Annotated in this window: 11 protein-coding genes and 4 tRNA genes; 11 read left to right on the top strand and 4 right to left on the bottom strand. The window is 44.1% G+C overall.

Annotation, left to right across the window (positions count from 1 at the left end; translation table 11 throughout):
* A partial coding sequence (locus tag A3739_RS07165; protein WP_068500869.1) for a phytanoyl-CoA dioxygenase family protein occupies window positions 1-859 on the top strand: 859 nt, incomplete at its 5' end.
* A gap of 1 nt (window position 860) precedes the next feature.
* Here A3739_RS07165 and A3739_RS07160 read toward each other — a convergent pair.
* Genes A3739_RS07160 through A3739_RS07150 form a run of 3 tightly spaced genes read right to left on the bottom strand, consistent with a single transcriptional unit; the run spans window position 861 to window position 3,332 of the window.
* Entirely contained in the window at window positions 861-2,069 is a 1,209-nt protein-coding gene (locus A3739_RS07160; protein ID WP_068477060.1) for an NAD(P)/FAD-dependent oxidoreductase, read from the bottom strand.
* A gap of 5 nt (window positions 2,070-2,074) precedes the next feature.
* A complete protein-coding gene (locus tag A3739_RS07155) occupies window positions 2,075-2,824 on the bottom strand; it encodes a UDP-2,3-diacylglucosamine diphosphatase (RefSeq protein ID WP_068477057.1) in 750 nt (249 codons plus the stop codon).
* Between the two features lie 4 nt (window positions 2,825-2,828).
* On the bottom strand, window positions 2,829-3,332 hold the full coding sequence (locus A3739_RS07150; protein WP_068477055.1) for a peptidylprolyl isomerase: 504 nt from the start codon (window positions 3,330-3,332) through the stop codon (window positions 2,829-2,831).
* A 245-nt stretch (window positions 3,333-3,577) separates the two neighbouring features.
* On the opposite strand from A3739_RS07150, the gene A3739_RS07145 reads away from it, so the two are divergent.
* The 3 genes from A3739_RS07145 (at window position 3,578) to cysS (ending at window position 8,027) form a co-directional block, all read left to right on the top strand.
* Window positions 3,578-4,876, top strand: a complete 1,299-nt coding sequence (locus A3739_RS07145) for a serine hydrolase (protein ID WP_068477053.1) — start codon at window positions 3,578-3,580, stop codon at window positions 4,874-4,876.
* 83 nt (window positions 4,877-4,959) lie between these two features.
* Entirely contained in the window at window positions 4,960-6,642 is a 1,683-nt protein-coding gene (locus tag A3739_RS07140) for a glutamine--tRNA ligase/YqeY domain fusion protein (protein WP_068477052.1), read from the top strand.
* Complete coding sequence (gene cysS, locus A3739_RS07135) at window positions 6,642-8,027, top strand: cysteine--tRNA ligase (RefSeq protein ID WP_068474475.1); 1,386 nt, start codon at window positions 6,642-6,644, stop codon at window positions 8,025-8,027. Before A3739_RS07140 ends, cysS begins: the two co-directional genes overlap by 1 nt.
* A gap of 66 nt (window positions 8,028-8,093) precedes the next feature.
* Here cysS and folD read toward each other — a convergent pair whose 3' ends face one another.
* Window positions 8,094-8,948, bottom strand: a complete 855-nt coding sequence (gene folD / locus A3739_RS07130; RefSeq protein WP_068477050.1) for a bifunctional methylenetetrahydrofolate dehydrogenase/methenyltetrahydrofolate cyclohydrolase FolD — start codon at window positions 8,946-8,948, stop codon at window positions 8,094-8,096.
* 216 nt (window positions 8,949-9,164) lie between these two features.
* Here folD and A3739_RS07125 point away from each other — a divergent pair.
* From A3739_RS07125 to A3739_RS07095, 7 genes are all read left to right on the top strand, one after another.
* Window positions 9,165-9,241 (top strand) — tRNA-Pro (locus tag A3739_RS07125).
* A 38-nt stretch (window positions 9,242-9,279) separates the two neighbouring features.
* Window positions 9,280-9,356 (top strand) — tRNA-Arg (locus A3739_RS07120).
* A gap of 23 nt (window positions 9,357-9,379) precedes the next feature.
* Window positions 9,380-9,455, top strand: a tRNA-His gene (locus A3739_RS07115).
* 46 nt (window positions 9,456-9,501) lie between these two features.
* Window positions 9,502-9,586, top strand: a tRNA-Leu gene (locus A3739_RS07110).
* Window positions 9,587-9,788: 202 nt separating this feature from the next.
* Complete coding sequence (gene tig / locus A3739_RS07105; protein ID WP_068477048.1) at window positions 9,789-11,096, top strand: trigger factor; 1,308 nt, start codon at window positions 9,789-9,791, stop codon at window positions 11,094-11,096.
* 138 nt (window positions 11,097-11,234) lie between these two features.
* The gene (clpP, locus tag A3739_RS07100) at window positions 11,235-11,864 is read left to right on the top strand and encodes an ATP-dependent Clp endopeptidase proteolytic subunit ClpP (protein ID WP_197472156.1); all 630 of its coding nucleotides are present in this window, start codon (window positions 11,235-11,237) and stop codon (window positions 11,862-11,864) included.
* Between the two features lie 84 nt (window positions 11,865-11,948).
* Window positions 11,949-12,224: ClpX C4-type zinc finger protein (locus A3739_RS07095; protein WP_304440265.1), on the top strand; the 276-nt coding region annotated here is incomplete at its 3' end.

Below are 12,224 nucleotides of genomic sequence, written 5' to 3'. Positions count from 1 at the left end.
GAGTAATAAATACGACAAGTATAAGAAAAAGAAGTTTTGGAAAGAAATGTTACCTGCTTTAAGCATTTCTGGAACTGAAAACAAAGTAATCCCTGAATCCAAGTATTTTGATTTAGAGCTAAATCGAAGCACTTTGGTCGCGGAAGGCTATCAAGAATTTCCTGAGGTCTTATCCAATAAAGAGGTTACAAAACTTCGGGATGGAATTATTGCGCTTCATAAAAATCAGATGTTGCCCGTTTTCTGCATGTTGTTCGATGAATATTGGCAATGTGTTGCTAAATTTCAAAAGTTATTAGTCAATGTGTTGGGCGCAGAGGCTTTGATGCTGCCTGATTTTTGGGCATGGCATGTTGACCCGAAGAAAAGTGAGTCTGGATGGGGGCCGCATAGAGATAAACTCTCCAATACATTGACTCATGATGGTATGCCAAAAAGCTTAACAATGTGGATTGCTTTGAGTGATGCGACTCCGAAAAATGGGTGTATGTATATGGTCCCCGCAGATCAAGATCCATATTATCTTTCGTTTGATACGAAAGACGTTCCCACGGACATGCAGTCAGTTAGAGCGCTTCCAGCAAAAGCTGGGACTGCATTTATATGGAATCAAAGAGTGTTCCATTGGGGGGGTAAGAGTCAGAAGACGAGTGTTTCGCCTCGAATTAGTATTGCATTTGAATTTCAGAGGGGTGACATCGCTCCTTACAATGAGCCTCTCTTGCCTCTACAGCTATTCCCAGATTTTGAAACCCGCTTGAGGTTAGTTGGTAAGCAAATCCTCCAGTACAGGCATATGTATGGTTTTTCTGACGATTTGACGTCATTAGCTCAAAGCTTTTTTAAAACATCAGGCTAGCTTAGTGGTGACTCAAAGATTCACTCGCCGCGAAGGCGGAAGCCCATGCCCATTGAAAGTTAAAGCCGCCTAGATGTCCGGTAACGTCAAGAACTTCGCCGATCAGAAATAAGCCTTTTTGCTTTTTACTTTCCATTGTTTTGGAAGATACTTCATCTGTATTGACTCCGCCTAGCGTTACTTCAGCGGTGCGATAGCCTTCTGTGCCAGAGGGTTTGAGTGTCCAAGATTTTAGTTGCTGGGCAATCTTGCGCAGTGCTTTATCTTGCATTTCGCCCATTGGTGTTGTGGCTAGGTCCTTCCAAAACAGATCTTCAAGTTCTTGCACGAAAGATTTAGCTAGGCTCTTTGCGAGTATATTTTTGAGTATGGCCTTTGGTGCATTTTGTTTTGCCTCAAAAAGAACTGCTTCGATATCTGTTTCTGGAAATAGATTGATCTGTATTTCTTCTGAAGTGTGCCAGTAATTTGAAAGTTGCAATGCCGCGGGGCCAGATATCCCTCGGTGTGTGAACAGTATGTTCTCTCGAAACGTGCGTCGCTCGTTATACATCGCGCTGTCATGCGCCAAACCAGACAAACGTTCGGTAAGCCCTTTGGTGGCATCACTGAAGGTGAATGGAACAAGACCTGCCCGAGTGGGAAGAACCGAATGCCCAAATTGTTCTGCAACTTGATAACCGAACCCGCTAGCGCCCATTGTAGGAATAGATAATCCGCCGCTCGCGATGACTAATTGCTTAGCCTTGAAAGTACCGATATTTGTTTTGAGAACGAAATAATCGTTCTCGTATTGAATGTTATCGATATCGCACTTAGTGCGAATGTCGACCTTATCCGGCGGACACTCTTCTATGAGCATCTTAAGAATGTCTTTGGCGCTATTGTCGCAAAACAATTCGCCATGTTTGCGCTCGTGATAGGGGATTTGATGCTTTTCGACCAGTGAAATAAAGTCCCACTGTGAATATCGACTTAGCGCAGATTTAACAAAATGAGGATTTGCACAGAGATAGTTGTCGGGCTCGACAAAGTAATTAGTGAAGTTACAGCGTCCCCCGCCAGACATGAGTATTTTTTTGCCGACTTTATTTGCGCGATCTAGTACAACCGTATGTAGGCCTTTTTGTCCAGCAAATCCTGCGCACATTAATCCTGATGCGCCGCCACCAATAATGATCACGTCGCTGGTGGTAATGTAGTCATTCATAAGTATTAGCTAGATAAAGAGGTGGGGAAGTCTTCTTTGTATAGTTTTATATCTTTGATACTTCCAGATTCGGGGACTTTTGCATACCAAATGTGTTGATCCCAATCACCTAATACAATGCGTTTAGCAGGTTGGTTGTTGGCCGTGATCTCGTGAATGTCTGGTCGATGAGTATGTCCGTGAAGCAAAGCTTGTGTTTGTTTTTCTTCTAAAAGCTTGGTTATTTCTTCAGGGGTAACATCCATAATTTCAGTGTCTTTGCCCTTGTTCGACGCCATGCTCATTTCACGTAATTGCCTAGCGGTGGTGAGTCGGTCTGCGAGAGGTCGTGCTAGAAATGTTTCGCAAAATCCAGGGTCTCTAAGCATTTGGCGCAACTTCATATACGCCAGATCTTTGGTGCAAAAACTGTCGCCATGCGCTAGAAGTAATGGTTCGGCATTCAAGTTAATAGTGCTTGGATCTTGAAGCACTTCAACGCCTGTGTCTTTCGAAAATTGTTGGCCAATCAAAAAGTCACGATTGCCTGCCATAAAGAAGGTTTTGACGCCGCTTTCGGTTAGTTGAGCAAGACGCTTTTTGACCGATTGTTGAAGGAGCGTGTTTTCATCATCCCCGACCCAAGCTTCGAAGAAGTCTCCAAGGATATAAAGCTGACTTGCGTCGGATTCTATTTTGTCGAGAAAATAGAAAAAGGCTTCGGTTATATCTGGTCGAGACTCTTCTAAGTGTAAATCGGAGATGAAATAGATCATTGAATTAAGCGCTTGCTTCTACAACGCTTGCTGATTCAATAATCACTTCGTTCACTGGTACGTCTTGGTGGCCAGCTTTCATTGTGGTTTTGACGCTTTTGATTTTTTCAACAACATCCATGCCTTCCGCAACTTTACCGAAGACCGCGTAACCCCAGCCTTCAGTTGTCTCAGAGGTGTGGTTAAGGAACGCGTTATCAGAAACGTTAATAAAGAATTGAGCAGAAGCTGAATGCGGATCCATCGTGCGCGCCATGGCGATTGTGCCGATGTCATTGCTAAGACCATTGTTTGCTTCATTTTCAATGGTTTCGCGCGTTGGCTTTTGGTTCATATCGACATCAAAACCGCCGCCTTGGATCATGAAATTGTCGATAACGCGGTGAAAAATTACGCCGTCATAAAAACCGTCTTTCACGTATGCTTCGAAGTTTTTAGCGGTTACTGGAGCTTTTTCATAATCAAGTTCCAAGGTGATGTCGCCGTAATTAGTTTTCAATAAAATCATAGTTATTCCGTTGGATCTACAGATACATGATGCCAGTGCCAGTTAGTCGCACTCAGCCATTCGGCGCCGATTGTACAGTTTTGGGCTGTCAGACTAAACACTTGGGGGGATTAGTTTTGCTGAGGACGATTAATTTTTGTTGTGATTTGCGGCTAAGGGTTTGTTTTAAAAGCAGTTAGCTTCTATCGTAAAGACTTATCTGAACTCGTTAAAGATTGAAAAGTTTAATAATAAATAGGCAAATTATGTTGTTAGATGCTCCATTGACGGCGCTCAATGTCCCGCGCGTTAAAGCTCGATTAAGTAAAACAAGTGTTATCCCTGATTCTCTGGCTCAGGTCACATCGATCGATAAAACGCAAGAAAGAAACCCCGAATCAGTTGGAATGACGGCTAAAAATGTAGAGTCAATTTGGCGATCTGTTGAGGGTGTCTATCAGACGGGTACGCATCCCGCTATTTCTTTTTGCTTGCGACGTAAGGGTGAAGTGGTCTTGCAGCGGTCCATTGGACATGCTTCAGGTAATGGACCAGCAGACCACAAGTTGGCACCTAAGGTCTTGATGCGACCTGAAACTCCCATGTGTTTTTTCTCAGCTTCTAAAGCGGTCACAGCACTATTGATGCATATGTTAAACGAGAAGAAACTGATCAATCTGCATGATCCGATTAGTTTTTATCTTCCTGAGTTTGCCCGCAATGGCAAGAAAAACATCACGATTCATCAGGTGCTATCGCATCGCAGTGGTATTCCCGGTTTGCCTGAGGGGCTGCCGGTAGAAACTTTATGGGATAACGATACGATTTGGCGTTTATTATGCGATGCGGAGCCTGACTCGCCACGCGGTGACAAGTTGGCGTATCATGCGCTGACGGGCGGTTATATTCTCGAGCGTGTGGTCAGCAAGGTCACTGATAAGACGATTCAGCAAGTCTTAGATGAGCGTATTCGTAAGCCGATGGGCATGAAATACTTTAAGTATGGTATTGATGATGAATATGCAGACCGCGTCGCGATGAACTATGCGATAGGCTTGAAACCGCGTTTCCCAATTTCATATTTGATTAAACGCGCATTAGGTGGGCCTTTAGATTTGGTCGAAGATGTGACAAACGATCCTCGATTTCTGTCCGCGGTGATTCCAGCAGGCAATATTATGGGAACAGCAGAAGAAATGAATCGCTTTTTCCAGATGATGCTTAACGGCGGTGAATGGAAGGGAAAGCAAGTAGCGAAGGAGATTACGATTCGTCGAGCGATTCAAGAGGTTGCGAGTGTTCAGTTTGATCGTACCTTGATGATGCCAATGCGTTATAGCGCGGGTTTAATGCTTGGTGGCAAGCCAGTCGGTATTTGGGGTGCGAATAGTTCGGCTTGTTATGGGCATATTGGTTTAATCAATAAAATGGCTTGGGCCGACCCTCGAAGGGAGATTAGCGTTTCTCTTATGACTAGCGGCATTCCTATTGTTGCAAACAATATTCCTTCTCTTGTGCGTTTTGTTAACGCAATTTCTAAGAACTGTTCTATTACCAAGATATAAAACGTCTATTATAGAGGGCGCGTATTCCGGTATAATGCGCGCCCTTTCTATTGTTAGTTCTGTTCACTAGGTGAAACTCATATATGTCGGACACTGCACCAACTAAATCTAAGCACTTTCTTGAAACGATTATTGAAGAAGATTTGGCTTCAAATAAACACGAAGGTCGAGTTGTTACTCGCTTTCCTCCTGAGCCGAACGGTTATCTGCATGTAGGCCATGCGCGCTCAATTTGGGTTAACTTTGGTTTGGCGCAGCAATATGGCGGAGTTTGTAATCTTCGTTTTGATGACACAAATCCTGAGAAAGAAAGCCAAGAATTTATTGATGCAATTCAAGAGGATGTGCGCTGGTTAGGCTATGAATGGAATGGCGACGCACGTTATGCCTCAAGTTACTTTGATAAATTATATGAGTGGGCCTTACATCTTATTCGAGAAGGTAAGGCCTATGTGTGTGAACTCAGTGCGGAGCAAGCTTCTGAATATCGCGGTTGGGCGACTAAGCCCGGTAAAGACAGCCCTTATCGAGAGCGTTCTGTTGAAGAGAATCTAGACCTCTTTGAAACAATGAGAGCTGGTGGTTTCGATGAAGGGGCGGCTTCTCTTCGTGCGAAAATCGATATGGCTTCGCCAAATATGAATTTGAGAGACCCGATTCTTTATCGAATTCGCAAGGTTGAACATCACCAGACAGGTGATAAATGGTGTATTTATCCGAGCTATGATTTTGCGCATGGCCAAGAAGACGCGATCGAAGGCGTTACGCACTCCATCTGTACTCTGGAGTTTCAGTCTCATCGCGCTTTGTATGATTGGTTTGTTGAGAATCTTCCCGTTCCTACTAGGCCAACTCAGTATGAAATGGGGCGTTTGAACTTGAATTATACGGTCACCAGTAAGCGTAAGCTTAAGCAGCTTGTTGATGAGAATCATGTGGCGGGATGGGATGATCCAAGAATGCCAACCATATCAGGAATGCGTCGTCGTGGGTTTACTCCGAATTCGCTTAAAAGCTTCTGTGAAATGATTCCTGTAAGCGCTAAGAACAACAGTGATGTGGATGTAGCTCAGCTAGAAAAAGCGATTCGTGATGATTTGAATGAACAAGCTCCTCGCGCGATGTGCGTGATGAATCCTCTTAAAGTCACGGTCATTAATATTGATGAGGCTGACTCAGGTCTTGAGATGAAAGCTGCGAACCATCCAAACAAACCTGAGTTAGGCGAGAGAGTGATCCCATTCTCGGAAACGTTGTATATCGATAAAGCTGACTTCAATGAAGACAATACCTTGTCACGCAAAAAGTTTAAGCGCTTAGTGAGCGGAGAGTATGTTCGTCTTCGCAGTGCTTATATTATTAAGTCTGAAGAAGTGATTAAAGATGATGCGGGTGAAATCATTGAGCTTAAGGTCTCGCTTGTTCCGGGTACTGTCGGTGAGAACGTTGAGGGTGTAAAACCTCGCGGTGTGATTCACTGGGTCTCTGCAGAGCATGGAGTAAAAGCAACCATTCGCGATTACGATCGTTTGTTCTCCGACCCGAATCCTGATGCAGGTGAGGGTGATTTTTTAGCCCATATCAACCCGAATAGTTTGAAAGAATATGAAGGCGTTGTTGAACCAGCGTTAGCTGCAGCGAAGCCAGAAGATAGCTTTCAGTTTGAGCGAGAAGGGTATTTTGTTGCAGATCGTTTTGATCACGCGGCAGACAAATTGGTATTTAATAAAACGATCGGTCTTCGTGATGTTTGGAGTGGTAAATAATGTCTGAGCTTAAATTATTTAATACGCTGACTGGCAAGAAAGAAGTATTTAAACCTATCGAAGAGGGCAAAATTCGTATGTACGTCTGTGGTATGACGGTGTACGACTATTGTCATATTGGCCATGCTCGCGTGATGGTTGGCTTTGATGTGATTACGCGTTTCCTTCGTCATATCGGTTACGACGTCACTTACATTCGAAATATCACAGACGTTGATGACAAAATTTTTGCACGTGCGAATGAAAATGGCGAAGCGTTTGATGCCTTAACTGAGCGCTTTATTAATGCTATGCATGAAGATGAACGAGCATTGGGCACTTTACCTCCGACCCAAGAACCGCGCGCTACTGAGCATATGGGTAATATTATCTCGATGACTGAAACACTGATCGAGAAAGGCTTCGCCTACGCTGCTGATAATGGTGATGTTTATTATCGTGTTAAGAAGTTTGATGGTTACGGCAAACTCAGTAAGAAAAATATCGATGATCTGCAGTCCGGTGCGCGCGTTGGTATTGAAGAGTTGAAAGAAGACCCATTAGATTTTGCATTATGGAAAGCTGCAAAAGAGGGTGAGGCATACTGGGACTCTCCTTGGGGTAAAGGCCGTCCGGGCTGGCATATAGAATGTTCGGCAATGTCGACTTGTTGTCTTGGTAATACCTTCGACATTCATGGTGGTGGTCCTGATTTGAAGTTCCCGCATCATGAAAATGAGATTGCGCAGAGCGAAGCGGCTACTGGCGAAACCTATGTGAATTACTGGATGCATGCCGGCGCTGTCCGGGTTAATAAAGAGAAGATGTCTAAGTCTTTGGGTAACTTCTTTACTATTCGCGAAGTGCTTGAAAAGTACTCTCCTGAAGTGGTGCGTTACTTCCTCACATCAAGCCAATATCGCAGTCAAATTGATTATTCGGAAGCGAGCTTAGCGGAAGCGCAAAGCGCGCTAGATCGTATGTATCAATCTTTGCGTGGATTAGAGATTTCAGAAGTTGATCTTGAGGTCTCTTATGTTGACCGTTTCAAATCGGCAATGTGTGATGATTTCAATACGCCAGTTGCGCTAGCGGTGTTGTTTGATTTGGTTAAGGCACTTAATTCAGCGAAAGATGCAGCTGAGAAAAATCAGCTTGCATTTACGTTGAAGCAATTGGCTGGCGTTCTTGGTTTGCTTGAGTCGGATCCAGATGCTTATTTTAAACAAGCGCCGACACAAGATGGTGGACTGGCTGAAGATGAAATTGAAGCGTTGATTGCTCAGCGACTTCAAGCGCGTGCGGACAAAAACTGGGCTGAGTCAGATCGCATACGTGATGAGTTAGCCGAACAAGGCATTGTTCTTGACGATGGTAAAGATGGGACAACCTGGCGTCGCGCTTAGTTTACAAGTGTTTATGTGTAAAAAAGGCGACCTAAGGGTCGCCTTTTTTATTGATACGATATTGCTTTAGTCGTGAAGCTGCTCTGCAGCGTATAAGGTGTTTTCCATAAGTGTCGCTACTGTCATTGGTCCGACTCCACCGGGCACGGGAGTAATCCAACCAGCGCGTTCTTTTGTGATATCAAATTCCACATCACCAACAAGCGTCCCGTCTTCTAGGCGATTGATACCTACGTCAATAACAATAGCGCCGGGTTTAATCCATTCGCCTTTAACAAGGCCAGGTTTGCCAACCGCTACAACTACGATATCAGCTTGAGATACTTTTTCGGGAAGGTTTTGGGTGAAGCGATGGGTAGTAGTTACGGTGCAGCCAGCTAATAACAGTTCTAGGCCCATTGGGCGGCCGACGATGTTTGAGGCACCAACTATTACAGCGTCTTTGCCTCGTATTGTTTGTCCAGTTTTTTCGAGTAGAGTGATCACGCCTTTAGGTGTGCAAGGTCGTAAAAGTGGCATTCGCTGAGCTAAGCGACCTATATTAAAAGGATGGAAGCCGTCTACATCTTTGTCTGGTTTGATTTGCTCTAAAAGGTTGTCGCTATCAAGGTGGTCTGGAAGGGGAAGTTGGACAAGGATTCCATCTATTTCGGGGTCATTGTTATATTTGTCTATTAATGCTTCTAATTCGTGTTGTTGAGTGCTTTCCGGTAGAACGATCGCTTCGCTTTTAAATCCGACCTGCTCGCATGCATTGTTTTTGTTTCGAACATAAACTTCAGAGGCAGGATCATCGCCGACGAGAATGACGGCGAGTCCAGGACGTCGTTTACCCTGTTCGATCCTTTCAGCGACTTGTTTTGCGATCTCTTCCTTCAGTTGTGTGGCGACAGCTTTGCCATCAATTATTTGTGCACTCATGACTGTGTAACTGCTTTATATGGTTGCTATGTAGAATTGCGGGCATTTTGTCATGCTCATATCAGAATAAAAAGACTTTTACATAAGGGATTTGGTTGCTATTTATGCGCCGAAAAATAAATTAATAAATTAGTTGTTTTTGTTGTTGACGACCTGCAAAACCGTATGTATTATTCGCGCCATCTTGTTGAGGGGGTAACCCAAAGCAAGGCAAGTCGGGGTATAGCGCAGTCTGGTAGCGCGCCTGCTTTGGGAGCAGGATGTCGGGAGTTCGAATCTCTCTACCCCGACCACTTCTACAGCTAGTATATAGATAGTAGATAGGGTTCGAGCGCCCGTAGCTCAGTTGGATAGAGCAACGGCCTTCTAAGCCGTCGGTCGTAGGTTCGAATCCTACCGGGTGCGCCATTAAATGGTTGATCCGAGTAATGGTGGGCGTAGCTCAGTCGGTAGAGCTCAGGATTGTGATTCCTGCGGTCGAGGGTTCGATCCCCTTCGCCCACCCCAATATACTATATAAGTAAGGGCAACCCTTGCTGTAAGTAAAATATGTGCGAAAGTGGCGGAATTGGTAGACGCGCTGGATTTAGGTTCCAGTATCGCAAGATGTGAGAGTTCGAGTCTCTCCTTTCGCACCAAGTTTTACTTAGTTTGCAAAGTTTTTAATCCTAACTTTATATCCCTTCATTTATTGTGAATAAAGTGCTTGCCAAGTGCGGTATTGACTCTTACTATTCGTTCCCCATTATTTGCGTGCGGTTTGCCTGAGCGGTCTGGCTAGAAGGCGTTACGTTGCAGGCAAGCAAAGTTAATTAAGTTTTTGAGAATTGAGGAATTTCCATGCAAGTTTCTGTTGAAACAACATCTTCCATCGAGCGTCGCATCACTATTGGCGTTCCAGCAGAACAAATAGAAACGGAAGTAGAGCAGCGACTGCAGCAAACAGCGCGCACTGTGCGCTTAAACGGTTTCCGTCCAGGTAAAGTTCCAGCGAAAGTTGTTAAGAAGCGTTTTGGTGGTCAAGTTCGCCAAGAAGTTATCGGTGAATTGATGCGCAATTCATATATCGAAGCTCTAGGTAAAGAAGGCATTAACCCTGTTGGCTACCCTAAGTTTGAGCCGAAGCAGGTTGACGAAGGTAAAGACTTCGAGTTCGTAGCTGTTGTTGAGGTTTATCCAGAGCTTGAAAATATCGAGGTTGATGGAATTACTCTTGAAGAGCCAAATGCTGAGATTAAAGAAAAAGACATTAAAGAAATGATTGATGTGTTGCGTCGTCAGCATGGTACGCCTAAGTCTGTTAAGCGTAAGTCCAAAAAGAAAGACACTTTGGTTGTGGATTATAAAGGTTTCATTGGTGATGATCAGTTCCAGGGCGGAACAGCTGAAGATCAGCGAATCACACTTGGTTCAGGTCAAATGATTCCAGGCTTCGAAGAAGGTTTGGTCGGAGCCAAAGCTGGTGAAGAAGTTGAACTAAATGTTACTTTCCCAGAAGACTACGGTAACGAAGAATTGGCGGGTAAAGATGCTCGTTTTGAAGTTTCTGTAAAAGAGAATATCGAAATTAAACTTCCTGAAATGGACCAAGAGTTCTTCAGTAAGTACGGCGTAGACTCTGACGACGAAGATCAGTTTAAAGCTGAAGTCGTTAAGAATATGGAGCGTGAGCTTAAGAACGCGGTAGCAAATAACCTTAAACAGCAAATGGTGACACAACTGGGTGATCGTAACGATGTTGAAGTTCCACAAGGTTTGATTGATCAAGAGATTGATGCGATGAAACGTGAAGCTGTTCAGCAATTTGGCGGTGGTCAAGATATGGACTTGTCTCAGCTTCCAAATGAGTTATTCGCTGAGCAGGCGGCTAAGCGTGTTAAGACAGGTTTGTTGTTCGCTGGTATCGTTAAAGATAACGATATTAAAGCGGATGCAGCTAAGGTTGATGAGAAGATTCAAGAGATTGCAGGTACTTACGAATCACCTGAAGAGGTTATTGAGCACTACAATAAGCCAGAGAATCGTACACAGGTAGAAGCTGTTGTAGTTGAAGATGCGGTAATTGAGCTTCTTAAGGAAAAAGCAAAAACTAAGAAAAAGAAAATGTCTTACCAAGAAGCTGTGCAGTCTGCACAAGCGCAAGCGTAAACTTATTTTCTTTACAGGCCTGAAGAACGTTTGTTTTTCGGCTACACTTGAAAACAGCTGGTATTTTACCAGCTGTTTTTGATTTAGGGCTTGAAAAATGTCCGCACTGCCACGATGTAGGGAAAGGAAGATAAAATAATGAGCTACAGGGGTCCCATGAGCGAAGCACCATCAATTATTACCAATAGCGGCTTAGTGCCAATGGTTATCGAGCAAACCGCACGCGGCGAGCGTTCATTTGATATTTACTCGCGTTTGTTGAAAGAGCGAGTGATTTTCTTGGTAGGTCAAGTTGAAGACCACATGGCAAATTTGGTTGTAGCTCAGTTATTATTTTTGGAATCAGAGAATCCAGATAAGGATATTCACCTGTATATTAATTCACCGGGTGGGTCAGTTACTGCGGGGATGTCAATTTACGATACGATGCAGTTTATTAAGCCTGATGTTTCGACTTTATGTATTGGTCAAGCTTGTAGTATGGGGGCATTTTTATTAACGGGTGGTGCAAAAGGAAAGCGCCATTGTTTACCGAATTCAAGAATGATGATTCATCAGCCGCTTGGTGGATACCAAGGGCAGGCAACTGATATCGAAATACACACAAAAGAAATTTTGACGATTCGCGATAAGTTGAATCGTATTATGTCGCATCACACGGGGCAGGATCTTGAGACGATCGCGCGCGATACCGATCGTGATAATTTCATGGATGGCTCTGCGGCGGTCGATTATGGTTTAATTGATTCCGTGATCGAGAAGCGATAAGTATTAATATACCTGGCAGCGCTTGGTAGGCAGGGATGCCCGTTAACCAGTGTTGCGTGTAACAAATCAGGAATGGGAAAAAAAATGTCAGACGAAAAAAACGGTAAAGGCGAAGATAACGGTAAATTGCTTTACTGTTCGTTTTGCGGAAAAAGTCAGCACGAAGTAAGAAAGCTTATTGCGGGCCCGTCCGTCTTTATATGTGATGAGTGCGTAGACTTATGCAACGACATCATTCGTGAAGAAATTCAAGAGAGTACTGGGGAAGAGAGCAGCGATAGGCTTCCGGTTCCACAAGAAATCAAAACTACACTCGATGATTATGTTATTGGCCAAGACAGAGCCAAGGTTGTTCTGTCG

This window comes from Oleiphilus sp. HI0067 (genome assembly GCF_001635735.1).
The sequence above is the reverse complement of the archived record's forward strand: the minus strand, read 5'-3'. Positions and strand labels throughout refer to the sequence as shown.